Genomic DNA, 23,157 nt, shown 5'->3' on the forward strand with positions numbered 1-23,157 from the left:
AATTTATTACCGGGATTTAGACTTAATATGGCAAAGCGCATTATTTACAACGAAAACGCCCGTCGCGCTCTAGAGCGTGGTATTGATATTCTGGCTGAAGCTGTAGCTGTTACCCTTGGTCCTAAAGGTCGTAACGTAGTTCTAGAGAAGAAATTCGGCGCACCACAAATTGTTAATGATGGTGTCACCATCGCTAAAGAAATTGAATTAGAAGACCACATCGAAAATACAGGTGTAGCTCTAATTCGTCAAGCTGCTTCTAAAACTAATGACGCTGCGGGTGATGGTACAACCACAGCTACTGTTTTGGCTCACGCCATTGTTAAAGAAGGCTTGCGGAACGTTGCTGCTGGCGCAAATGCAATTTTATTGAAGCGTGGTATTGATAAAGCTGCTGCGTTTTTAGTAGAAAAAATTGCTGAACACGCTCGTCCTGTAGAAGATTCTAAGGCGATCGCTCAAGTTGCAGCAATTTCTGCTGGTAACGATGAAGAAGTCGGTAGCATGATTGCTCAAGCTATGGACAAGGTGGGCAAAGAAGGCGTAATTTCCCTAGAAGAAGGGAAGTCTATGACCACCGAATTGGAAATCACCGAAGGGATGCGCTTTGATAAAGGCTATATCTCTCCTTACTTTGCTACTGATGCAGAGCGGATGGAAACAGTTTTTGATGAGCCTTACATCTTGTTAACCGACAAGAAAATTGCTTTAGTCCAAGATTTAGTTCCTGTACTTGAGCAAGTAGCTCGTTCCGGTCGTCCTTTGGTAATCATTGCTGAAGACATCGAAAAAGAAGCTTTGGCTACTTTGGTAGTTAACCGTTTACGCGGTGTCCTCAACGTGGCTGCTGTGAAAGCTCCTGGTTTTGGCGATCGCCGTAAATCCATGCTAGAAGATATCGCAGTTCTCACCGGTGGTCAAATGATCACCGAAGATGCTGGTTTGAAACTAGATACCACCAAGCTAGAAAGTCTTGGTAAAGCTCGTCGCATCACCATCACCAAAGACAGCACCACCATTGTGGCTGAAGGTAATGAAGCTGGTGTGAAAGCTCGTTGCGAACAAATCCGTCGTCAAATGGAAGAAACCGAATCTTCCTACGACAAAGAAAAGCTCCAAGAGCGTTTGGCTAAATTGTCCGGTGGTGTAGCTGTCGTTAAAGTTGGTGCAGCTACCGAAACCGAAATGAAGGACAAGAAGCTGCGTTTGGAAGATGCTATCAACGCTACCAAGGCTGCTGTTGAAGAAGGTATTGTTCCCGGTGGTGGTACAACCTTGGCTCACCTCGCTCCTCAATTGGAAGTTTGGGCGCAAAGCAACCTCAAAGATGAAGAGTTGACTGGTGCTTTAATCGTCGTTCGGGCTTTACCTGCTCCTCTGAAGAGAATTGCCGAAAACGCTGGTCAAAACGGCGCTGTAATTGCTGAAAGAGTGAAAGAGAAGGATTTCAACATTGGTTTCAATGCTTCTACCAACGAATTCGTTGATATGTTGGAAGCTGGTATTGTTGACCCCGCTAAGGTAACTCGTTCTGCTTTGCAAAACGCTGCTTCTATTGCTGGTATGGTGTTGACAACCGAATGTATCATTGTTGACAAGCCAGAACCTAAAGATGGCGCTCCTGCTGCTGGTGCTGGTATGGGTGGCGGAGATTTCGATTACTAAAATCTAATCTTTTCCTAGTTTGAATAATGGCCGCTTCCGCAAGGGGGCGGCTGTTTTTTTGTTGATTCCTACTTTTTCAGGGATATTGTAGCTGTTATAATAGGGTTCAGCTTGTCTAACAAAGATATTATTTTGAAGAGGTTTAACTATGACTCAAATTATTAATCATCAATCTAATTATCAAAAATTAACCGAAATTGTCAAAACCTTAATTGACAATAATCCTCTTTACCAAGAAAACTTAGATAGACAGGAAATGCTTGAAGTAATTAATCGTACTTTTGATCCTGTGGCCGTTCCTGATGTTAATAGTATCTCTCAGGAAGAATTAACGAAACGGATTAAAAGTATTTTGTCTTTACATTTAGTTTCAGGAATGCTAAATGATTTTACTCCAGAGCAAATGCAAATTTTTGATGAATCTGTAAAACGTGGTGGTTAAATGGGTTATTTATTAGATACGAATATTGTTTCAGCATCACTAAAACAGAATATTGAAGTAGCATTGAAAATTACAGAAATACGTCGTCAAGGTGAATTTATCGGTATTAGTGGCATAACTTACTATGAAGTTCAAAGAGGACTTTTAAGAAGTAATGCGACTAAGAAGTTGGCTTGGTTTCAACAATTTTGTCAAGATTATCCTATTTTGTTTTTAGATGATCTGAGAATTTTTGAAAAAGCATCCGAAATTCATGCTGATTTAACAAACAGAGGTAAAATTATTCAGGATGCAGATATTTTGATAGCTGCTACTGCGATAATTCATAATTTAATTTTAGTTTCTCACGATTCTGATTTAACGAGGGTTAAAGATTTACAGTTGGAAAATTGGTTAATTTCTTAGTTAATTTTCGCATTTAGAATAGAAAATCAAAGACTATGATAATTTATATGCAGAATAAACGGAAATATAAAAATGAAGAATGAAATTGATAACTTGTTTAACGACAAAAATATTTTATTTAGTGAAGATGATATTCAATTATCTATAACTTCGCTACACATAGCTTTAAAAGCTTATTTTTCTACTTATTATTGTTTTAAAGGTTTATTTGATAATGTCTGTTATTATAATGATAGTCTTGAAAACGATATTTTTAAAGATATACCAAAAGAATATTTTTTAGTAGAACTAGAGCATAGAGAATATCATAAGCAATACATTGAATGTATACTGCATTTTCAGCATTTTGCGGAATTGGTATGTAAAGGTTTTTTATATGATGAAAGCAAATATTTAATATATCCATGTATTAACAAATCAGAGGAGAATAGTATAAGTGAAAGTTGTTTGTTGAAAAAATATATTGATGGGAATGAAGATGATATAAAAAATTATGTAGAATACGATCAAAAAAAGTTAATAGAACCGTTAGATTTGAATTGGCTATAAAAAGATTAGTAAAATTGATTAATAAAAATAAATTAAAAAATCATGATCAAGTAAAGTTTATAAAAAATTATGAATCTTTACTTAAGAAATTAGTATATTTAAGAAATAGTGTATGGCATAGAGGACTGGAAATTTATAATTATGATACTTTAGATATATTTGTTGGAAAATATATTTTACCTTTTGTGAATAATGTTTTAAAACATCCTAAATACAAAACATCATTACATTTATGGAAATATAAAGATACGCCTTACGACAAAGACCCATTAATTTTAATTCTTAAGCATTTTAAAGACGAAGATTATGATAGGAAAAAAGTTGCTTTATTAAAAGAATTATGTAGAGCAACTTATAATATTCCTTATTGGAATAATAAAATGTTTTGGGAAATTAATTACGCACAAAATTACGCTAAATTAGTTGAAGAGCAAGCGTCAATTGCCGCTAAAGGTAATTACTTTCCTAATAGTAATGGTGAGTTAAAAGTTCTTAATTGTCCAGTTTGCAATATCAAATCTTTGATAATTTATGAAGAGGTAGAATTTAAATATGAATATGATGAAAATGGAATGTATCCTGTTGATATTGAATATTCCTATCCTGTTGAAGTAAAGTGTGAGTGTTGCTCTTTTGAGTTATATCGTAATGATATTGAAGACGTTAGTAAATACGAAATTGAAGGAATTAATTATTGGTAATACTATAGCGATATGTACTCTTTGTAAGATACAGTCAGCAAATCGTAAAGTCTGTAGGGACGCAGGGTCTGCGCCCTCTATTGTATGTTTACTTGCAAAAAAATACCAGATCGTTAATCATGAGTTGAACTATGCTTTAGATGATTACGTAATTTTGGCTCGAAGATAGACAAACTTTATCCATTTATCAATGATTGTTAATAGTCCAAAGTCCAGTCAAAATTGGCATGGAAAACTTAACTTAGTCTATGCTAAACGCCACGATGCTACCCAGTTAATTTATAACCATAATCAAGCACCATTTAAGGTACAACGCCCCTTTTACCCAGAAGGACAAGGAGTTTGCCATAGCGTGATTTTACACACGGCTGGCGGTGTTGTGGGGGGCGATCGCCTATCCTCTGATATTCACCTCCAACCCTATACTCAAGCTGTAATTACTACGGCTGCTGCTGGGAAAATATATCGTAGTAACGGTTTAGCAGCTAGACAAACTGTAAATATTCAAGTTGATGCTAATGCTTGTTTAGAATATTTACCCCAAGAAACGATTTTATTTAATGGGGCAATTTATCGTCAAGATTTGCGAGTAGAATTAGCGACAGATGCTAATTATTTAGGCTGGGAGATTATGCGGTTTGGACGCAGTGCGAGGGGAGAGAAATTTTTAGAAGGAGAAATGCGATCGCACACCGAAATCTGGCAAAATGGGATGCCATTATGGATTGATAGACAAATTATCTCCGGTAGCGAAGCAGTATTTCATAGTCCTCACGGATTAGCAGGAAAACCCGTTTTAGGTAGTTTGGTTTGGGTAGGAAGTCCCGTTTCTAAAGAAATCATTGATCAAGTCCGTTCTTTAATTATTCAAAACTCTGACGCTGGGGTAACTCGGTTAGAATCTGGATTTTTGTGCCGATATCGTGGTAATTCTACATCAGAAGTCAGAAATTGGTTTACAAATATTTGGCAAATTTTACGAATATCTTTACTAAATCGTGGTAATTGTATTCCCAGGGTATGGCAAATTTAAAGGAGATAAACGTGCAGCTTACACCCCAAGAAAAAGACAAATTATTAATTTTTACCGCTGCTTTAGTTGCAGAAAGACGGAAGAATAGAGGGTTAAAATTGAATTATCCTGAAGCAATTGCTTTTATTTCTGCTGCTATTTTAGAAGGCGCAAGAGATGGACAAACTGTAGCAGATTTGATGAGTTATGGAACAACATTGTTAACTCGTGATGATGTGATGGAAGGTATTCCCGAAATGATTCATGATGTCCAGGTAGAAGCAACTTTTCCTGATGGAACAAAGTTAGTAACTGTGCATAATCCAATTCGTTAATTTTCATGTGAAAAGGATAAAAGTTATGATTCCTGGAGAAATAATCACCCCAGTTGGTGAAATCGAATTAAATGCCGGTCGTCCAATTACTAAATTAATTGTGGCAAATACAGGCGATAGACCAATTCAGATTGGTTCACATTTCCACTTCTTTGAAGTTAACACTGCTTTAATTTTTGATCGGGAACAAGCCAGGGGAATGCGTCTGGATATACCTGCGGGTACAGCAGTGAGATTTGAACCAGGAGATGAAAAAGAAGTTGCACTAATTCCCCTAGTCGGTAGTCGGCAAATCTACGGCTTTAATAATAAAATTAGTGGGAAATTGCCATTAATATAAAGTCAGTTAAAACTTATTAAATATGCAAAAAACGAGCTAAAGCTTGGGGTAATGGCAATATAATTAATAACAACAAAACCATTGACATTAATCCCAGTAAATCCCGTTTATTATCTAATTCTGTGACATCGTTTAAAGCAGGTTCATCAATGAGGGGAACGAATAATAAGATAATTGCCCACAATAAAAATTCCTCTCTGATAAACGAAAGCATTAGTAATAACAATCTGGAAATTTGACCAATAACAACAGCGGTACGTTGTCCAAACATAGCATGAACAATGTGACCCCCATCTAATTGTCCTACAGGCATCAAATTCAAGGCTGTAACAATTAATCCTAAGAAACCTGCAACTGCAACTGGATGTAAATCAATAGCAGATTTTACTGTTAATTCACTTCCCAAAGCTAACTTTGAGAGTATAGCTAATAAAATTGAATATTTGGGATTAAGTGCATTGGGGTTTAACATTCCGATTTTTTCCGGTAAAGCTACTATTTCCGAATGAGCTAAACCCCATAGTAATAAAGGTATAGTCACAATAAATCCCGCCAGTGGTCCAGCAATACTCACATCAAATAAAGCTTTGCGATGAGGTATGGGACTACGCATTTTAATGAAAGCACCAAATGTTCCTAAGAAAAAAGGTACAGGAATAAAATAAGGCAATGTGGCGCGAATTTTATAGAATTTTGCTGTTAAATAATGACCTAATTCATGAGTTCCTAAAATAGTAATTAATCCTAAAGAGTATGGTAAACCCTGAAAAAATAACGTGAAATCAGCTTCTAGTTGTGTGACTTGAAAACCTGCAATTCTCAATCCCACAAAAGTAGTGCTGAACACAGTCGCTACTAACAATAGCAATGCTAATCCTGGCTGAGTAATCTTTTCAGAATCGCGTTGGTTATTTTGTTTAACCGCTTGAGGATTGGGGACTAAGACAAAGAAAGGTTTACCATTTGTTCCTTCTTGAAATATGACTAAAAAGCGATCGCCAAATTCTCTTTCAATATTATCTTTAATCTGCTGGTAAGCAGCACTAGCCATAGTTCGCAACTGTCCCCGACAAATTACTGCTTGGGGGCGATACTCGATATTTTGAATAAAATATATAGACCAGGGAAAACAATTTCGTAGTTGAGTTTCTTCTGCTAACTGAATCGGACGGACTGCTACTGGTTCTGCTGTAGAACTAACATTTGATTGTGATTGATTTGCTTCAGATTGGTTTTGTGGATCTACAGGTAATTGCCGCCCCCAATAAAACAATAGCCAATATAACAATAAACAAACCACTGATACCCAGAGAATTAATATTGAAGGGGGAGCTTGTTTGATGCCATATACAAGCGTCCAACCAGTCAATATAAATGCTGGTGTCATGAGAACCAGCCACAATAACCATACAGGGGTTCTCGTAGACCGAGCAACACTGTGCTGCATCATCAAATAAGTCAATAACCCCAAGACGAGGAGAAACCAAAATGCCATGTTATTTCACTATCTTTCAAAGATTCTTCCTTGCTAAAACTCGATCCCTTGCTGGGTAGAGTATTCTGAATTTTGTATGCTGTATTCTGACTCCTTTTTCATTTATGTCTCAACAGTCTAGTCATAAGACTAAAGCACCACGTTTGATATTTTCAAAAAGTACATCTACAGAGGAAAACCCTCTAAATTTGACACCCCACAGTATTTTTGCTTTTCCACCTAATCGGGACACTTTAGGAGGGACTTCTTACTTCATTGTCACAAATGAAGGGAATATTCTCATAGATTGCCCAGCTTTAGAACAGATAAACCAGGATTTTTTGTCTTTACATGGGGGAGTCAGGTGGTTTTTTCTCAGCCATCGTGGTGCTATTGGCAAAGCCGCAGAATATCAGCAAATCTTAAATTGCGAAATTCTGATTCAAGAACAAGAAGCTTATTTATTGCCTGGTTTAACTGTCACCACTTTTACAGATGAGTTCACTCTCAATGCCACAACACAAATAATTTGGACACCAGGCCATTCTCCAGGCTCTTCTTGTTTATACTATCGTGAATTTGACGGCGTATTATTTTCTGGGCGGCATTTACTTCCTAACCAGTCTGGTGAACCTGTGCCACTACGCACTTCTAAAACTTTTCATTGGCCAAGGCAACTTAAAAGCATTCAATTGGTGTGCGATCGCTTGACACCAGAAACTCTATATTACATTTGTCCAGGAGCTAATACAGGCTACCTCAGAGGTAAACCCTGTATAGATCAAGCTTACCAAAAAATCACAAATTTGAATTTAGCAACTTTGCGAGAAATGCAACCAATCTTGTAATTGTCAATTGTCAATTGTCAATTATCAATTGTCAATTATTTAACAGTTCCATAGCTGCTTGATATTGAGCATCTGCTTCTGTGCCGATTTGCTCACGCTTGATGGATTGTTGGGGAATTATTTGATCTGGCTTGATTCCCAATTTATTAATATCTCGATGGTTGGGAGTTTCATATTTAGCAATTGTGACTGCCAAACCAGAACCATCGGATAATTCAAACAAAGATTGAATTAAACCCTTACCATAAGTAGTTTCGCCTACTAACTGGGCGCGATGATTATCTTGTAATGCACCGGCTAGAATTTCACTAGAACTGGCAGTTCCTTGATTGACTAGAATCACCAAAGGATCTTTTGTGAGGGCTGGTCCAAAGGCTTCATAAGTCCCTTGAATGCCTTGACGATTGACAGTATAAACAATTGTGCCAGAATCTAACCAAAGACGAGCCACTTCAATTCCGGCTTGTAAGAGTCCACCGGGATTATTTCTTAAATCAAGAATATAGGCAGAAGCGCCATTTTTTTCTAAAATAGAAATAGCGTGTGCCAACTCCGTCACAGCATTAGCATTAAATTGACTCAAGGCGAGATAACCAATCTTGTTACCTTGAGGGGATAATCGCAAATCAGATATAACAGGATTAAGAGCAATGCGATCGCGCACCAAGATCACTTCTTGATCTTGTTCACCTTCCCGGCCAATTAAGAGAGTGACAACGCTGCCAATCGGTCCACGCATTCGCGCCGCAGCCTCATCAAGAGTCAGATTCTCTGTAGATAAACCCTCAATTTGCAAAATGCGATCGCGTGGCTTTAAACCGGCTTTTTGAGCAGGAGAATCCTCAATAGGCGTAATTACTTCCAAACCACCAGTTTGGGGATTGAGAGCAATTTGTAAACCCACACCTGTCAGTTCTCCAGAAGTGCTAACTTGCAAACTGCGATATTTTTCAGGTTCAAGAAAACGAGTAAAAGGATCATCCAGACTTTTAAGCATCTCCTGAATAGTTGCATAAGCAGCTTCCTGGTTAGCGAAATGATTTTTTAGCGCCTTTTGTCGTACATCAATCCAGCTTTGATGGTTAAAAGTACCATCTAGATAAGAGCGATTAACAATTCGCCACACTTCATAAACCAGCTTCTGTTCTTGTGTCAAAGCTGAAGCGGGAGAAATATATGCTCCAAACACCAAGCACAAAAGCAATAGTAGTGAACATCCTAGCCGCCTAACCCGCTTGTTAATCAACCCTATTTTCAGTTCCATCTCAGACTCAAATTCCCTAAAACTTTCTATGATGCTCAGTTGTTAATGAAATCTATCTCTCGACTATGTTACTTTTTTTATAGAAGAAGTGCATTCTTCTCATAAAGTTGTTAATCCAACTTTTTCCTGATCAACGATAAAATCTTCTTTGGAGTCAACATTGTTAAAGTTGACTGGCAAAGACTAGAGACAGGAAGATTTCTCGAAAATAGGGTGAGTTACACCCAAATCTACGCTCGTGGACAAGTAAAAGCATAGTGCTTTTGGATGAAGCGAGAAGCGAACCCTCTAACTGAGGTTAGTTGAATAGTCGGTCATGACTAAGCTTCGCATAACAAAACTTATCAACCGCAATCTATTTTTAGGAACTTAGGATTGTATGGCCAACGTTTATGACTGGTTTGAGGAACGCTTGGATCTCCAAGAGATTGCTGATGATATCACCACCAAATACGTTCCTCCCCACGTTAACATCTTCTACTGCTTGGGTGGAATTACCCTAGTTTGCTTCCTGATCCAGTTCGCAACTGGATTTGCGATGACATTCTACTACAAGCCTACAGTCGCCGAAGCTTTCTCCTCCGTAGAGTACATCATGAATGAAGTCAACTTTGGTTGGCTAATTCGCTCCATTCACCGCTGGTCTGCCAGCATGATGGTATTGATGATGATTCTGCACACCTTCCGCGTTTACCTAACAGGTGGTTTCAAAAAGCCTCGCGAGTTGACTTGGGTAAGTGGTGTCATCCTCGCAGTAATCACAGTTTCCTTCGGTGTAACCGGCTACTCTCTACCTTGGGATCAAGTTGGTTATTGGGCTGTAAAAATTGTTAGTGGTGTACCAGAAGCAATTCCCGTAGTCGGCGTTCTCATCTCCGATTTATTACGTGGTGGTTCTAGTGTTGGTCAAGCTACACTCACTCGCTACTATAGCGCCCACACATTCGTTCTCCCTTGGTTAATTGCCGTCTTCATGTTGTTCCACTTCTTGATGATTCGCAAACAAGGTATTTCTGGACCTTTGTAATCAAAGTTATTAGCAAACAGGCATAACTTGTGTTTCCAGATCATCGTAGTTTGTTTTAAACTGAGAAAAAATAACTTGTAAGTTGTAGACAACCACTACTATCTGAAAATTGAGCTAGTTGAAAGCTGCAAAGTGCCTGTATAGCTGATAGCTTTCACCAATGCTTTAACTTAACTTCAAGCTGGAGAGCGCATTCCCAAATGTCAACACAAAAAAAGCCGGATCTGAGCGATCCTCAATTAAGAGCTAAACTTGCCCAAGGCATGGGTCACAACTACTATGGTGAACCAGCTTGGCCTAACGATTTGCTGTATATATTTCCTGTGGTAATCATGGGTTCTTTTGCCTGTATTGTGGCTCTAGCAACTCTAGATCCCGCTATGATAGGTGAACCAGCTAATCCTTTTGCTACTCCCTTAGAAATTTTACCAGAGTGGTATTTATACCCTGTGTTCCAAATTCTGCGCTCACTACCTAGTAAACTATTAGGTGTGTTAGCAATGGCTTCTGTACCCTTGGGACTAATTCTTGTTCCCTTCTTGGAAAACGTCAATAAGTTCCAAAACCCCTTCCGTCGTCCTGTCGCAACAACAGTATTTCTTTTTGGTACTCTTGTTACCCTGTGGCTAGGTGTGGGTGCTGCACTTCCATTAGATAAATCCTTAACTTTAGGATTGTTCTAAGGTAAGTTTCAGTCAAAACTAAACCTGGTAACGTCTGTGATTTTCAAGAGCGTATACGGGATAATATCTGACAAACAAATAGCCGCAAGTCTTTTATGGTCTACTTGTTACTGATATTTCAAAAGAGATATGCTTTTGAAAATCAACAGGCGTTAACTAATCTGGGATTGTGGAGGGAAAATTTTGAGATTAGTGGAAATATCCCCAATCTCAAATCACCACCCAACTTTCCCAAATCTAAGATGTAAAAATTTTAATTTTTGGATATGTAGCAATTATCAGGGAGATTAAGACTTGAACTGTTTTTGTCAGCGCACTATCAGTCTTGAGCAAAAAAAATATCCCCAAAAATTTTTAATCTTGTCACCTGCTATAATCACTATTCAAAAATGTAAAATCATCAAATTACCAAGAAACACAAATACTTTTCACTTACTTTCTATTCAAGTTACGGTCAATGCTTAGCATAGTGCAGCAAGACCATCGAACGGTCAAGAGCGATCTGAAGCTCTTGAACCAAGTGCAACAATGGTTTGAAGAATTTTGTCAGCAATATTTACCTAAATATGGCTGGTCAGACAGCCAACTTTATCGTCTCAATCTAGCCTTAGCAGAAGGCTTTACCAACGCCGTTCGTCATGCTCATCATTCTTTACCACCGGAAACAACTATAGAAATTCAAGTCAGTCTATGGACTGATAGACTGGAAATGAGAATTTGGGATTATGGAAATCCATTTAATCCTGATGTTATCACTGAACCAGAACCGGGGACTCTACAAGTAGGTGGGTATGGATGGTTTTTACTCCGACGCTTGGCAGATAGAGTTGTTTATGAACGTGATTCTAATAATAGAAACTGTTTATTAATTGTTAAATATTGTCTGGAACAACAACACTAGTACAGCTTGGCGGAATTAAAAATTAAAAATTAAAAAAGGAGATTACGTCAGCTTTTTAGGAATTTTTGAGGGTTGCTTGATTGACACCATTGTGTAATTATGATATGGCAAAGCGGAATATATTCAATTATTTGATACATTTGGCTCAATTAATTCAGAATCTTTTTCCGCACCAAAATTAATTAATATTTAAAATGCTAGTTAAAAATAAAACTAATCATGTATTCCTGTTTTTAGAGATTTTCCGCCAGGAAGGTGGAGTGCAATCTTATGTTAAGGATATTTTAGGAGCATATTTGCAATTAGAGGATATTTATCAAGCAGATGTATTTCTGTTGCGAGATAGTCCCAATTGTGACAACCCTTTTGCATCAGAACGGTTAAAATTCCACTATTTCCAAAGTAATTCTCCTACTACAGGAAGAGTCAAATTAGCATTATCTCTATTATGGTTTTTGTGGAAAAAAAGACCTGAACACGTTTTTTGTGGACATATTAAACTAGCCGTTTTGACAAAAACTTTATGTGAGTTATTAGGAATTCCCTATACTGTTTTAACTTATGGAAAAGAAGTCTGGGAAGTTCTGAAAAGTCAAGAAAGACAAGCTTTGGCTTCATCCTCTAGCATTTGGACAATTAGCCGTTATAGTCGAGACTGTGCTTGTGCTGCTAATGGTATAGACCCTAATAAAGTGAAGATGTTACCTTGTGCTATTGATGGAAATAAATTTACTCCCGGTCTTAAGTCATTAGAATTAATGACAAAGTATGGCTTAAATAATGCCAAAGTATTAGTGACAGTGACGCGGTTGTGGTCTGGGGATATTTATAAAGGCGTAGATATAACAATTAGAGCGTTACCACAGATATTAAAGGTATTTGCCGATGTTAAATATTTGGTGATTGGTCGTGGTGATGATCAACCTAGATTAGCAAAATTAGCACAAGATTTAGGTGTGAGCGATCGCGTGATCTTTGCTGGATTTGTACCTACAGAAGAATTAATATTTCACTATCGTCTCGCTGATGCCTATATTATGCCTTCACAAGAAGGCTTTGGTATTGTCTATTTAGAAGCTATGGCTTGTGGAATACCCGTATTATCAGGAGATAATGATGGCTCTGCTGATCCCTTACAGGATGGTAAACTGGGTTGGAGAGTTCCACACCGTGATGCTGATGCAGTAGCAGCAGCTTGTATAGAAATACTTCAAGGTGATGATCAACGTTGTCATGGAACATGGCTACGAGAACAGGCGATCGCTGCATTTGGGATAGAGACTTTCCCACTGCGGTTACAAGAAATCCTGCTTTGCTCATCTTCCATAACCAAGAGCTAAACTCGCTATCCTAGAGTTAGAAGCAAAAATTTGAGATATGAGCTTGAAAAACTTGCAATTCAATTTTGAAAAAATCCGCCCTTGGCTGACCCTGTTAGCAATTGCCTGGTTATTAGCATCATTAGGCTTGGGCTGGTTAGTTAATTCTTTAGTAATTATTTTTGGGTTATTGTTATTTTTACCTGTGGTAGCATTCTTTGGATTTCGCTGGTGGTTAGAAAAGAATCTAGTCACTGACAAGTGTCCTGTCTGTGGATATGAAGTAACAGGTGTAAATAACAGTCAGGTACAGTGTACCAACTGTGGTGAGCGGCTATTAGTTAAAAATAGTCAATTTCAACGTTTTACACCAGAAGGAACAATTGATGTGACAGCGGTTGAAGTTCAAGCCCAATCATTGGAAGATTAATCATTTAGGCAGTTGTTAAATTAGGAATTTCCGAATAAGGTATTGCTATGATTGATCCAAATTTTGGAGAAAATGTGGCTGCTGTAGTTCAGAAAGCCAAAGAATCAACGCATCCTCATTGTTATCTTTGTAATAACCCCGTCGTTTTCCCGCAGTTTTGAACCCAAACTTTTGGTATAAGGAAATAGCAATGTAGTTAGAATCGCGGACTTCGAGAGTAGCTCGTTCCAAACCGATATCGGCAGCCGTCCGCAGTAGAGAATACAATATAGCCTTGCCTAACCCTTGTCCATGATAGAGGGGATGAACAGCCAAAATTGTAATGTGTGCTTCCTCTAAAATTGACCAAAAGCAACCCATTCCCAATAGTTCAGAGTCATTAAAAGGTGAAAATAAACCCAAAAAATGACTATTAGGACTTTCTAACTCCCGGAGGTAGCCTTCCATAGTCCACAAACCATTAAAACAGGCTTTATCCAGTTCTAACAATTCAGTTAAATTGTCTGTAGTTAAAGATTGAATTTTTAAGTCTGATGAAATCACTATTTTTGAGGATTGAGGAAGGTTAATTATCCATTACCAATGAGAGGGTAAACTGGGAATGGGGACATATACTCATGCCCTGAATTTTCACAAAGACAACTCTTATTAATTATGGTATCGACTCACCCCGTCGAAGTTCAACTTTCTGGCCGTCAATATTTACAGAAACAGCATAGTAACAGTGCTGATGTTTCACCCAACCAACAACTCTTACCCTTGACAGCTAGAGTTAATCATCATGACAACCTAGAAATCGGTGGGTGTGATGTAACAACTCTAGTCGAACAGTTTGGTTCACCTTTATATATTTTAGATGAAGAAACCCTGCGGACAGCTTGTAGGCAATATCGAGACACCTTTAAGGAATACTACAAAGGGGAATCTCAGGTACTTTATGCTTCTAAAGCCTGGAATTGTCTAGCAGTTTGTGCCATTGTTGCCTCAGAAGGATTAGGAATTGATGTAGTATCTGGTGGTGAACTTTATACTGCGCTGAATGCGGGTATGAGTCCCAGCAAAATTTATTTACATGGAAATAACAAATCTCATGATGAGTTGATTTTAGCAATTGAATCTGGTTGTACTATTGTTGCGGATAACTGGCACGAATTACATACTTTGGTAAAAATAGCCGGGGAGCAAACAGAAAATTCTGCTTCTTCGCCTATTCGGGTCATGCTACGCTTAACTCCGGGAATAGAATGTCACACTCACGAATATATTCGCACTGGACATTTAGATAGTAAATTTGGTTTTGACCCCAATGATTTACAAGAAGTTTTTGCTTTTGTCAGTCAACAAGCTAGTTTAAACTGTGTGGGGTTACACGCTCATATTGGTTCACAAATTTTTGAACGCCAACCACATAGAGATTTAGCGGCTGTGATGGTGCAATGGTTAAGGGATGCGGCTAAACATGGTTTGACAGTGACCGAATTAAATGTGGGTGGTGGTTTAGGGATTAAATATATAGAATCTGATGATCCCCCTAGCATTGCTGAATGGTCAAAGGCGATTTGTGAAGTAGTGCAAGCAGCTTGTATATCGGAAAATCTGCCTTTACCAAAGTTACTCTGTGAGCCAGGGCGATCGCTCGTTGCCACAGCTTGCGTTACAGCTTACACCATTGGTGCGACCAAAGTCATTCCCGAAATTCGCACCTACGTAGCTATTGATGGCGGAATGTCAGATAATCCCCGTCCTATCACCTACCAATCGGTTTATCGGGCGGTAGTTGCTAATAAAATATCCGCTCCCTGCACTGAAACAGTCACATTGGCTGGTAAACATTGTGAATCAGGAGATATTCTGATTAAAAATGCCCAACTGCCAAAAACTGAAGCAAATGATATTCTCGTCGTTATGGGAACTGGTGCATACAATTACAGTATGGCATCTAACTATAATCGCCTCCCCCGACCGGCGGCTGTTGTAGTGGCAAATGGCGAGGCAAATTTAATTTTGCAGCGCGAAACTTATCAAGACTTGATTCGACAAGATTGCCTACCGGAAAGACTTAAATAGTTCGTAGTCAGTGGTCAGTGATCAGTGGTTAAAAAATCACAACTGACAACTGACAACTGACAACTGACAAATGACTATAAGAATCCAGATGTCATGAGAGATTGGTGGAAGCAATGGCTGATAAACCTGGGAGATTGGTCACAGTCCTTGCTCCTTGGGACTCTGGATATGATGTTAGTCCTGGCACTGACATACATGATCCTAGTGATTATTAGTGAACGGCGCACGTTATGGATGGTGCGAGGGTTTATAGTTCTCATGCTCTGTTCGGCACTCAGCGGCAGGTTAGGATTACCGCTGCTAAATTTTGTCCTGGAAAAATTGGTGATTGGCTGTGCTGTGGCTATGGCGGTGGCACTCCAATCAGAATTCCGCCGCTTTTTGGAACAATTGGGACGTGGTGAATTTTGGCAGTTGTTTCACAATAATCGCTTGGCGATTCCTAAGTCCGATAGTGTGATTGATGAAATTGTGGAAGCAGTTAAAGAATTATCGAAAAACCGAATTGGTGCTTTACTAATATTAGAAACTACTGGGCCAATTGATGAACAAGATTTCTCAGTTCCAGGAGTAAAGCTAAATGCCGAAGTTTCTAAAGAACTGATACAAACTATTTTTCAACCGAAAACTTTGTTACATGATGGAGCAACGTTAATTCGTGGTTCACGGATTGTATCATCAGGTATAATTTTACCACTTTCAGGACGTACAGCCTCGCGTCAGTTGGGAACACGCCATCGGGCAGCAATGGGAATTACGGAAAGGGTCGAAAATTGTATTTGTGTCGTTGTATCAGAAGAAACGGGTTCTATTTCCTTAGCGGAACAAGGAACTCTATATAGACCACTAACTATTAAAAAGCTTAAAGAGTCCTTAGAAGCTCGATTTTCTCCAACTGTAGATCGGGAAGCTGTAGCTCCTGGTATTTTAAGTTTAGTTCGTCAGCTTGGTGGTCAGTCACTAAAATTAATTTCTCGTTTACTTAGATTACCTTGTCTAAGACAAGCTACACGTAGCTTGCTTCCCCCTCGGGATACGACCGCTTCTCAAGATAAAAAATGACAACACAACAAACTGAATTGCAATATTTACCTCTTGACTTAAAACGAGAATTACTACCCCAGCACGTCGCAGTAATTATGGACGGTAATGGTCGCTGGGCAAAACGTCAAGGTTTACCGCGGATTATGGGTCATAAGGCTGGTGTAAATGCTCTCAAGGATTTACTGCACTGTTGCAAGGACTGGGGGATTAAGGCACTAACGGCTTATGCTTTTTCAACTGAGAACTGGAAGAGACCACAGGAAGAAGTGGAGTTTTTAATGACTCTATTCCAGCGAGTTTTGCGACAAGAACTGCGGGAAATGGTAGAGGAAAATGTGCAAATTCAGTTTGTGGGTAATTTGTCAGCTTTGCCACAGGCACTCCAGACGGAAATTTCCCGTTCCATGGCTCAAACTAAGGATAATTCCAGTATCCGCTTTACAATAGCGACTAATTATGGGGGTAGACAGGAGATTTTACAAGCTTGTCGAGCGATCGCTCAAAAGGTCAAAGAAGGTTTTTTACAGCCTGATGAAATTTCTGAACAAGTATTTGAAGCTCATCTCTACACAGCAGGAATAGCAGATCCCGATTTACTAATTCGTACCAGTGGAGAAATGCGGTTATCGAATTTCTTACTTTGGCAAATGGCCTATGGAGAAATTTATATTACTGATACTCTTTGGCCAGATTTTGACCGTGGTGAATTTCACCGGGCTTTATGTGCTTATCAGCAACGGGAACGACGGTTTGGGAAAATTTAGAAACAGGTAGCACAAAGCAGAGGAAGACAAGGTAAGGCTAATTTAAAAATTACCCCATTTATGGTCCGGCAAAAACTGCTTCTTGGATATCTTCCCGACTGAGGGAATATTTAAAAGAACGTTGAATATCTTGAGTTTTTACTCCTACTTGGAAATATCGAACTGTGATTTGTTCAGTATCTAACCAAAGTTCTGCTTCCCAACTTGATTTTTGAATCCGCCAACAATGTAGCTGGTTTTCGTCTTGTTGACAGCCTTGGTTTTTTAGCCATTGTTCAATTTGTGGTAGAGGATGACTATATAGGGGTGTATCGGCAGGAAGCATAAGCAATTAAAAATTTCTAAATTATTAGTTATTCAAGGTAATGAGAAGTTGGATTTAGACAATTGCTTTTCCTCTTAGGAAGGCTATGGCGATCGCTAGTAGTAAACAACCCACAATGGTTAAACTTAACACAAATAATACAAATATTTCTCCTGATGACAGGGGGCGATCGCTTGCATCCAGATACATTGATTTTGAGTAATCATAAGGTTTATGTACAGACTGGTTTAAATCTGTTGGTGTTTGAATTACCCCAAAGCGAGAATAGCCAATTTTCACATCATAACTTAAACGCCTTTCTGGATGACTGAGGGTGGCGTAAGCTTCGTTAATTTTCTGAAATTTTTCAGTAGCAATACTAGCAGGTAATTCCGTTGTATCTGGATGATACTGTTTACTAAGTTCTCTGTAAACGCGACGAATATCAATCACCGACGCGGAAGGATGCAATCCTAGCAGGGAATAATATGTAGTGTTGCCACCTGGTAGCTTTGTCCCGTTTGGAGTCACGGCTTTGATTCACTTTACTCAAATTCAGTTTTTTATATTTTAAATCTTTTATGAATTTCCGCGCCGCAAATCTTCATACTTTCAACCCCCATCTTCAGATGGGGAGTTGAATATAGTTTATTTTCTGCCATTATCGCCAATTATTTATTTGATAAATTAGCAATCTGACGGCGTAATTCCCGGCGCTGGCTCTCAAAAGTAAAAGTCTGCTCAACTACAAACCAGTTACCACGATCTACAACTTGGGGATATAGTAACACTGCTGCCGATATCTTACGACTCTCAAAATTGATCTTTTTGACAATTTGAGTTGCTTGGGCTGCTGTAAAGTAGTTTTGGGGAACTGCCTGAGCTAGGAATTCCAGTGGATTAGCCCAATTACGCTCCAGAGCATCTATTAGTTGCCCAAAAGCAGCATCACTGATAGGGGTTGAGGTAGATTGAGACACTGTAGTTGTACGAGACTCATCTATGTCTTTGACAATAGAATTGAATACAGAATTAAAGTTAGCCGTAGACACACCATTTGTCCCAGCAACCATTAATACCGCTTCCGATAACTGAGGATTAATCCGGCGACAGTAAACGGTAGCAGTTATATCTCTTCCTTGAGCATTAATCGAGTTTTGTCTGGTATTTTGACGCACCAAACCAGATCGCTTAATGGCAGTTTCGGCCTGGTTGAGACAAGTAGATAAATTGCCATTTACTTCTAAAAACTCATAGAGGAGTTGCGGCGATGCTTGAGCGGGTAGACTCCATCCTGCTATTCCTAAACTGAGGAGCAGAGTACCCAGATACTTATTCAGATAAGCGTTGGTGGAAATTGGTATCATGTGAATTTTGTACAGAGGGTAAGTCACTCGATTTTGGATTTACAATTTTGGATTTTGGATTTTGGATTGACGTTAGCGAAGCGTACGCAGCGCAGCGAGTATTTTTCCGTCAGTAGAGGATGGGGAATCTATACCAAATTTTCTCATCTAAAATCTAAAATCTAAAATCTAAAATTCCCGGTCATAGTAACTTATATTACCCCAATTTCTTAAATGACAACATCCGTGTCAAAATGCTCGCCTTTTTTCTCAGCCATGTTAACCAAAAGCTGAATTAAAACGTGAATGTTGTCCTCACCGTACCAATGACGACATCAGGATTATTACTGGTTTGGTTGGGAGCTACTAACCAAATTACACCAGGTGTAATGGAAATATTATTATTCAATTTATACTTATAAAAAGCTTCCAAATGCAACGGTGTGGTACGATTGGGGATAGTGCTAATTACGTCAGTTGCACCACCGAAGAAGGGTCGAAAAGCAGGTCTAGCGATACCGGAACGAGTCGCATGGGGAGGAACACCGACGACAATACCTCCCAGATTACCTTCTTTACCCAAATCAGGAAAGGCTAGAGCGATCGCATAACTGTAAATATCTGCACTCTCACTATCTGAACCTGCTGATTTCCCTTGTACATTAGTATACATAAACCAACTATTCACCGCAAATTTGGGCGAAACTCTCCATAAACCCGCTACCCCATAGGAATTTGTCCCAATTCGGCTATTATCCGCTGTTAAATTCGGAGAGTTTGCCGAAATTGTCCCCACATCATTGAGAAAAATCGGCGCTCCCGCAGTATAGTTATTAACGTAAGTTAAGCCAAAAGCTAAATTTCTGCTTGGTTGGATACTTAATTGCGTCAAAGCTGAATAACGACCATTAAACAAACCTCCGGCCGTTGTCCCATTACTGCTATTAGGAGTTAAATCTTCTGGACTATTAGCATTTGCGGCTAAATAGCCTAAACTCAAGTTAATACCCGGATTCAATTCATAATTCAAGCCCAAACCCGCACCTTGTGAACCAATACGGTAAATGGGGCTATATTGAGCAAAGGTAGAAAGCGAACCAGAACCCCCATCTTCATCACCAATTGTACTAAAGATATTCGGTAAATAGTCTACGTGTTCACCCCGATTTGCAAATACAGCCGCTCGTAATTTGTTACTTACTGGAAACTTATAACTAACCGTCCCTAATTCTACACTACCAGCTTGATCAGGAAACTCTTGATTAAAGGTTTGTCCACCTTCTGGTGTCGTTTGTCTGCTTCTTAACTGCGCTAATACAGGATCTGCACCATAGCGAAAACCTCCCGCCCTTTGGGGGTGTGGAGTGCTACCTGCTTGGAGTCTAATTTTTAGCTCGTCTTGACCTGTAAAACTACTGACTAAGTTAAGACGGACTCTGTTAGCGAAAATAGTGCTGTTGCGAGGTACACCCACGCCAAAAGGATCACTATCTCCACTTAAAACATCAGTAATGGCAAAAATCGCTTCACCGGAAAGTTTGGTAGTTGTGGAAAATTGCTGACTTTCTAAAATTTCGGCGCGGTTTTCTACAGCATCCACCCGCCCGCGTAAAGTGGCTAATTCTGGGGTAAATTCCTCTTTTAGGCGTTGGATAGGAAGTAAATCTTCTTTTTGAACTAAATCAGCAGTTGATGTGGCTATTAGCTCATTAATTCTGTCTAAACAAGCATTTAAACCAGCAGCAAATTCATAACGAGTCATAGCGCGGTTTCCCCGGAATGTCCCGTTGGGATACCCTGCTACACAACCATACCGTTCTACTAAAGATTGTAAAGCACTAAAAGCCCAATCTGTCGGTTGTACGTCAGACAACTGAGATACAGAAGTTACTTGTGCTAAATCATCATTTTCTGCTATTTCACTACCCCATGCTACTGAAGAAATCAAAACTACTGGGGTTGCTAAGACTAAACCTAAGAAAACTTTTAACATCACATCCTCACTGATACACCCTCATCTGAATCTGCTTTACACAGATAGCCAGATAATGATAATTATTATCATAGTTAAGCGATCGTGTAAACACTGAGTAAGTTTCTGAGAAGATGAAAAAAGTCAACTGTCAAGATTCCGCTTGGTTTCGTGCTATGTCATTAAAGGAACGAATTGCAGTTAGTTCCGATGAGTTGGTGTATGATGTTGAGTTGGGATTAAAAAGAATTAAATTTTGGAAATCGGAATCAAGCTTTGCAGACACGGATTTATTTGCCAAAAAACTAGCACTAGAAGGAATTAACGAAGCGCAACTTTGTCGTATTTTGGGACAAACGGTAGATTCTATACCTTTGCAATGGGTAAAAGAGATTCAGCAAAGTTATAAACATTTAGGCGATAAAGATATTAGAACGCTATTATCGAGTTCTAGTTTATCTACACATCCTAATTTTGGGTTTTTGAATGCGATCGCTCCTTTGCTTGCTCAAGGTATGATTAAATTAGAAACTGGATTAAATAATATACAAAATCTTCCTGAAAATTTAAGTGATATTCATGATGTTTTATTAGAGGGATTACCAGAACAACTGCTATTAATGGTAAATGCAACCTTAGTATTAGAACTGAATGTAGCCAGATTACAAGGTTTGTTAACGGGTGATAATGCTCAATCAAGATTTTCCAGCTTTATACAACGTTTGAAAAATCCCGAAGTGCAACTAGCATTGTGGGAAGAATACCCGGTTTTAGCTAGACAAGTTTTAGAAACAATTAATCGCTGGGTAGAAAATAGCTTAGAATTTATTCAGCATTTTTGCCATGATTGGGTAGATATTTGTTACCAATTTCAACCACCAGCAAACCCTGAAAAATTAGTTAAAGTTAAACGGGGAGCGGGTGACAGCCATAATAATGGTAAGTCAGTTATTATACTAGAATTTGCCAGCGGTTGGCAGTTAGTTTATAAGCCGAGATCATTAGCAGTAGATGTGCATTTTCAAGAACTGCTGTTGTGGTTAAATGCAAAAGGCTTTAAACCAAATTTTCCAACTTTAAAGATTTTAAATCGGGATAATTACGGTTGGGTAGAATTTGTTAACTTTAAAGAATGTCATTCAGCAGATGAATTAAAGAGATTTTATCAGCGTCAAGGTGGATATTTAGGATTGTTGTATAGCTTAGAAGCTACAGACTTTCACTTTGAAAACTTAATTGCAGCGGGAGAATCTCCCATTTTAATTGATTTAGAATCTTTATTTCATCCTCGTCATGAGATAACAACCACAGCAGCAGATACTTTGGATAGAGAGATGGTTGCAGATTCTGTATTGCGTGTTGGTTTGTTACCGCAGATAGCCTGGGGAAATACGGAAACTGCGGGAATTGATATGAGTGGTTTAGGGGGTGCTGGAGGACAGTTGACACCGGAAAAAGTCCCGAAACTGGTGCAGGTAGGGACAGATATGATGCGAGTTGAACGTCAACAGGCCGTTATTCCAGGTAGCCAAAACCGTCCCCAATTAAATCAGCAGGAAGTGAATGTTTGGGAATATACAGAAGATATAATCAATGGATTTAAAACAGTTTATGAGATTTTATTAAAATATCGGCAAGAATTAACGGAGATTTTAACGCAGTTTGCAGAAGATGAAGTGCGGGTGGTGATGCGTGCGAGTAGAATCTATGCTTTGTTACTGCGAGAAAGTTATCATCCTGATTTTTTACGAGATGGCTTAGAGAGCGTTAGCGAAGCTTACCGAAGGTATCGCTTATTTGATAAACTTTGGATAGATGTCAAAAACCGTCCGCAACTGAGTCAAATCATTTCCGCAGAACAAGACGCACTGTGGAAAAACGATATTCCCCTATTTACAACATATCCCCATTCCCGCGATTTATATCATCGAGACACAGATTTACACATCACTAACTTTTTCAACGAATCAGGAATTGAATTAGTAAATCATCGCTTAAATAAACTCAGCGAAAAAGATTTACTCCCTTCCCACTCAAGAAATAGACACGGGGACTAAAGCAAAAATATGATTTAAAGTTTTTAATATTTGCTCTGAAGTCATCAAAATTTTGACATTTTCTAAGATTTTCTCGATTTCAGCAATGGTTATATTTGAAGGTAAATGATGCAAGGTCTGTAATCTCAGAAGATGAATTTCATATTCTGCTAGATTAAAAGTCTGGTGAGTAAGCAGGAGTATGGACGAAATTTCTATAGCTATCTTA

General features: G+C 38.8%; 25 protein-coding genes and 1 pseudogene. 18 read left to right on the plus strand and 8 right to left on the minus strand.

All coding sequences use genetic code 11. From position 1 onward, the window contains the following. The first annotated feature begins 27 nt into the window (after positions 1–27). The 8 genes from groL (at position 28) to FJR38_RS21015 (ending at position 5,449) form a co-directional block, all read left to right on the plus strand. Positions 28–1,665 carry a chaperonin GroEL gene (gene groL, locus FJR38_RS20980; protein ID WP_168491836.1) on the plus strand — a complete coding sequence of 546 codons (1,638 nt, stop codon included), beginning with the start codon at positions 28–30 and terminating at the stop codon, positions 1,663–1,665. 148 nt (positions 1,666–1,813) lie between these two features. Further along, complete coding sequence (locus FJR38_RS20985) at positions 1,814–2,107, plus strand: hypothetical protein (RefSeq protein WP_168491834.1); 294 nt, start codon at positions 1,814–1,816, stop codon at positions 2,105–2,107. Then, positions 2,108–2,512, plus strand: a complete 405-nt coding sequence (locus FJR38_RS20990) for a type II toxin-antitoxin system VapC family toxin (protein ID WP_168491832.1) — start codon at positions 2,108–2,110, stop codon at positions 2,510–2,512. It abuts the gene before it with no gap. 72 nt (positions 2,513–2,584) lie between these two features. Further along, positions 2,585–3,061 (plus strand): hypothetical protein, encoded by a 477-nt coding sequence (locus FJR38_RS20995; protein ID WP_168539189.1) that lies wholly within the window; start codon positions 2,585–2,587, stop codon positions 3,059–3,061. Positions 3,062–3,075: 14 nt separating this feature from the next. Then, positions 3,076–3,762, plus strand: coding sequence for a hypothetical protein (locus FJR38_RS21000; RefSeq protein WP_168539191.1), 687 nt, complete (start codon positions 3,076–3,078; stop codon positions 3,760–3,762). A 190-nt stretch (positions 3,763–3,952) separates the two neighbouring features. Further along, positions 3,953–4,795: an urease accessory protein UreD gene (locus FJR38_RS21005; protein WP_168491830.1), complete on the plus strand. Its 843-nt coding sequence runs from the start codon at positions 3,953–3,955 to the stop codon at positions 4,793–4,795. 11 nt (positions 4,796–4,806) lie between these two features. Next, positions 4,807–5,109: an urease subunit gamma gene (gene ureA, locus FJR38_RS21010; RefSeq protein ID WP_168491828.1), complete on the plus strand. Its 303-nt coding sequence runs from the start codon at positions 4,807–4,809 to the stop codon at positions 5,107–5,109. Positions 5,110–5,134: 25 nt separating this feature from the next. Then, positions 5,135–5,449 (plus strand): urease subunit beta, encoded by a 315-nt coding sequence (locus FJR38_RS21015; RefSeq protein WP_168491826.1) that lies wholly within the window; start codon positions 5,135–5,137, stop codon positions 5,447–5,449. Between the two features lie 16 nt (positions 5,450–5,465). Here FJR38_RS21015 and FJR38_RS21020 read toward each other — a convergent pair whose 3' ends face one another. Continuing rightward, positions 5,466–6,944 carry a site-2 protease family protein gene (locus FJR38_RS21020; RefSeq protein WP_168539193.1) on the minus strand — a complete coding sequence of 493 codons (1,479 nt, stop codon included), beginning with the start codon at positions 6,942–6,944 and terminating at the stop codon, positions 5,466–5,468. Positions 6,945–7,048: 104 nt separating this feature from the next. Here FJR38_RS21020 and FJR38_RS21025 point away from each other — a divergent pair, with 104 nt between their 5' ends. Continuing rightward, positions 7,049–7,771: an MBL fold metallo-hydrolase gene (locus FJR38_RS21025; RefSeq protein ID WP_168539195.1), complete on the plus strand. Its 723-nt coding sequence runs from the start codon at positions 7,049–7,051 to the stop codon at positions 7,769–7,771. Positions 7,772–7,802: 31 nt separating this feature from the next. On the opposite strand, the gene ctpA is transcribed toward FJR38_RS21025, so the two are convergent. Beyond that, on the minus strand, positions 7,803–9,035 hold the full coding sequence (gene ctpA, locus FJR38_RS21030) for a carboxyl-terminal processing protease CtpA (RefSeq protein WP_174764077.1): 1,233 nt from the start codon (positions 9,033–9,035) through the stop codon (positions 7,803–7,805). A gap of 379 nt (positions 9,036–9,414) precedes the next feature. Here ctpA and petB point away from each other — a divergent pair, with 379 nt between their 5' ends. The 5 genes from petB to FJR38_RS21055 all read left to right on the plus strand — a co-directional run bounded on the left by petB (position 9,415) and on the right by FJR38_RS21055 (position 13,395). Beyond that, a complete protein-coding gene (petB, locus tag FJR38_RS21035) occupies positions 9,415–10,062 on the plus strand; it encodes a cytochrome b6 (protein ID WP_168491816.1) in 648 nt (215 codons plus the stop codon). A 200-nt stretch (positions 10,063–10,262) separates the two neighbouring features. Continuing rightward, positions 10,263–10,745 carry a cytochrome b6-f complex subunit IV gene (petD, locus tag FJR38_RS21040; RefSeq protein ID WP_168491814.1) on the plus strand — a complete coding sequence of 161 codons (483 nt, stop codon included), beginning with the start codon at positions 10,263–10,265 and terminating at the stop codon, positions 10,743–10,745. 457 nt (positions 10,746–11,202) lie between these two features. After that, the gene (locus tag FJR38_RS21045; RefSeq protein WP_168491812.1) at positions 11,203–11,646 is read left to right on the plus strand and encodes an anti-sigma regulatory factor; all 444 of its coding nucleotides are present in this window, start codon (positions 11,203–11,205) and stop codon (positions 11,644–11,646) included. A gap of 194 nt (positions 11,647–11,840) precedes the next feature. Next, positions 11,841–12,986 carry a glycosyltransferase family 4 protein gene (locus FJR38_RS21050; RefSeq protein ID WP_168539197.1) on the plus strand — a complete coding sequence of 382 codons (1,146 nt, stop codon included), beginning with the start codon at positions 11,841–11,843 and terminating at the stop codon, positions 12,984–12,986. A gap of 37 nt (positions 12,987–13,023) precedes the next feature. Further along, positions 13,024–13,395 carry a hypothetical protein gene (locus tag FJR38_RS21055; RefSeq protein WP_168491809.1) on the plus strand — a complete coding sequence of 124 codons (372 nt, stop codon included), beginning with the start codon at positions 13,024–13,026 and terminating at the stop codon, positions 13,393–13,395. A gap of 45 nt (positions 13,396–13,440) precedes the next feature. Here the strand turns inward: FJR38_RS21055 and rimI are convergent, their stop codons facing one another. Continuing rightward, positions 13,441–13,938, minus strand: a complete 498-nt coding sequence (gene rimI / locus FJR38_RS21060; protein ID WP_168491808.1) for a ribosomal protein S18-alanine N-acetyltransferase — start codon at positions 13,936–13,938, stop codon at positions 13,441–13,443. Between the two features lie 111 nt (positions 13,939–14,049). Between rimI and lysA the strand changes: the two genes are divergently transcribed. The 3 genes from lysA to FJR38_RS21075 all read left to right on the plus strand — a co-directional run bounded on the left by lysA (position 14,050) and on the right by FJR38_RS21075 (position 17,270). Beyond that, positions 14,050–15,462: a diaminopimelate decarboxylase gene (gene lysA, locus FJR38_RS21065; RefSeq protein ID WP_168491807.1), complete on the plus strand. Its 1,413-nt coding sequence runs from the start codon at positions 14,050–14,052 to the stop codon at positions 15,460–15,462. Positions 15,463–15,555: 93 nt separating this feature from the next. Beyond that, positions 15,556–16,524 (plus strand): diadenylate cyclase CdaA, encoded by a 969-nt coding sequence (gene cdaA, locus FJR38_RS21070; protein WP_168491806.1) that lies wholly within the window; start codon positions 15,556–15,558, stop codon positions 16,522–16,524. Next, on the plus strand, positions 16,521–17,270 hold the full coding sequence (locus FJR38_RS21075; RefSeq protein ID WP_168491804.1) for an isoprenyl transferase: 750 nt from the start codon (positions 16,521–16,523) through the stop codon (positions 17,268–17,270). The genes cdaA and FJR38_RS21075 overlap by 4 nt, the downstream gene beginning before the upstream one ends. Before the next feature lie 58 nt (positions 17,271–17,328). Here FJR38_RS21075 and FJR38_RS21080 read toward each other — a convergent pair whose 3' ends face one another. From FJR38_RS21080 to FJR38_RS21095, 4 genes are all read right to left on the minus strand, one after another. Next, on the minus strand, positions 17,329–17,595 hold the full coding sequence (locus FJR38_RS21080) for a DUF3143 domain-containing protein (protein ID WP_168491802.1): 267 nt from the start codon (positions 17,593–17,595) through the stop codon (positions 17,329–17,331). A gap of 54 nt (positions 17,596–17,649) precedes the next feature. After that, positions 17,650–18,105, minus strand: a complete 456-nt coding sequence (locus FJR38_RS21085) for a J domain-containing protein (protein WP_168491800.1) — start codon at positions 18,103–18,105, stop codon at positions 17,650–17,652. Between the two features lie 140 nt (positions 18,106–18,245). Further along, positions 18,246–18,941, minus strand: a complete 696-nt coding sequence (locus FJR38_RS21090; RefSeq protein WP_168539199.1) for a DUF4476 domain-containing protein — start codon at positions 18,939–18,941, stop codon at positions 18,246–18,248. A 274-nt stretch (positions 18,942–19,215) separates the two neighbouring features. Continuing rightward, complete coding sequence (locus tag FJR38_RS21095) at positions 19,216–20,913, minus strand: iron uptake porin (RefSeq protein WP_168491797.1); 1,698 nt, start codon at positions 20,911–20,913, stop codon at positions 19,216–19,218. A gap of 113 nt (positions 20,914–21,026) precedes the next feature. Between FJR38_RS21095 and lanM the strand changes: the two genes are divergently transcribed. Beyond that, positions 21,027–22,949 carry a type 2 lanthipeptide synthetase LanM gene (gene lanM, locus FJR38_RS21100; protein WP_168539201.1) on the plus strand — a complete coding sequence of 641 codons (1,923 nt, stop codon included), beginning with the start codon at positions 21,027–21,029 and terminating at the stop codon, positions 22,947–22,949. Here lanM and FJR38_RS27850 read toward each other — a convergent pair. Then, positions 22,926–23,157 (minus strand): annotated as a pseudogene (locus FJR38_RS27850) (hypothetical protein); the annotation flags it as partial. The gene lanM and the pseudogene FJR38_RS27850 sit on opposite strands and share 24 nt — an antisense overlap.

It is taken from the genome of Anabaena sp. UHCC 0253 (assembly GCF_009712085.1).
Lineage (GTDB): Bacteria > Cyanobacteriota > Cyanobacteriia > Cyanobacteriales > Nostocaceae > Dolichospermum.

Coding starts and splice junctions, on each gene's coding strand:
- groL (WP_168491836.1), top strand. CDS start 28: ATGGCAAAGCGCATTATTTACAACGAAAACGCCCGTCGCGCTCTAGAG.
- FJR38_RS20985 (WP_168491834.1), top strand. CDS start 1,814: ATGACTCAAATTATTAATCATCAATCTAATTATCAAAAATTAACCGAA.
- FJR38_RS20990 (WP_168491832.1), top strand. CDS start 2,108: ATGGGTTATTTATTAGATACGAATATTGTTTCAGCATCACTAAAACAG.
- FJR38_RS20995 (WP_168539189.1), top strand. CDS start 2,585: ATGAAGAATGAAATTGATAACTTGTTTAACGACAAAAATATTTTATTT.
- FJR38_RS21005 (WP_168491830.1), top strand. CDS start 3,953: ATGATTGTTAATAGTCCAAAGTCCAGTCAAAATTGGCATGGAAAACTT.
- FJR38_RS21015 (WP_168491826.1), top strand. CDS start 5,135: ATGATTCCTGGAGAAATAATCACCCCAGTTGGTGAAATCGAATTAAAT.
- FJR38_RS21020 (WP_168539193.1), bottom strand. CDS start 6,944: ATGGCATTTTGGTTTCTCCTCGTCTTGGGGTTATTGACTTATTTGATG.
- FJR38_RS21025 (WP_168539195.1), top strand. CDS start 7,049: ATGTCTCAACAGTCTAGTCATAAGACTAAAGCACCACGTTTGATATTT.
- ctpA (WP_174764077.1), bottom strand. CDS start 9,035: ATGGAACTGAAAATAGGGTTGATTAACAAGCGGGTTAGGCGGCTAGGA.
- petB (WP_168491816.1), top strand. CDS start 9,415: ATGGCCAACGTTTATGACTGGTTTGAGGAACGCTTGGATCTCCAAGAG.
- petD (WP_168491814.1), top strand. CDS start 10,263: ATGTCAACACAAAAAAAGCCGGATCTGAGCGATCCTCAATTAAGAGCT.
- FJR38_RS21045 (WP_168491812.1), top strand. CDS start 11,203: ATGCTTAGCATAGTGCAGCAAGACCATCGAACGGTCAAGAGCGATCTG.
- FJR38_RS21050 (WP_168539197.1), top strand. CDS start 11,841: ATGCTAGTTAAAAATAAAACTAATCATGTATTCCTGTTTTTAGAGATT.
- FJR38_RS21055 (WP_168491809.1), top strand. CDS start 13,024: ATGAGCTTGAAAAACTTGCAATTCAATTTTGAAAAAATCCGCCCTTGG.
- lysA (WP_168491807.1), top strand. CDS start 14,050: ATGGTATCGACTCACCCCGTCGAAGTTCAACTTTCTGGCCGTCAATAT.
- cdaA (WP_168491806.1), top strand. CDS start 15,556: ATGAGAGATTGGTGGAAGCAATGGCTGATAAACCTGGGAGATTGGTCA.
- FJR38_RS21075 (WP_168491804.1), top strand. CDS start 16,521: ATGACAACACAACAAACTGAATTGCAATATTTACCTCTTGACTTAAAA.
- FJR38_RS21080 (WP_168491802.1), bottom strand. CDS start 17,595: ATGCTTCCTGCCGATACACCCCTATATAGTCATCCTCTACCACAAATT.
- FJR38_RS21090 (WP_168539199.1), bottom strand. CDS start 18,941: ATGATACCAATTTCCACCAACGCTTATCTGAATAAGTATCTGGGTACT.
- FJR38_RS21095 (WP_168491797.1), bottom strand. CDS start 20,913: ATGTTAAAAGTTTTCTTAGGTTTAGTCTTAGCAACCCCAGTAGTTTTG.
- lanM (WP_168539201.1), top strand. CDS start 21,027: ATGAAAAAAGTCAACTGTCAAGATTCCGCTTGGTTTCGTGCTATGTCA.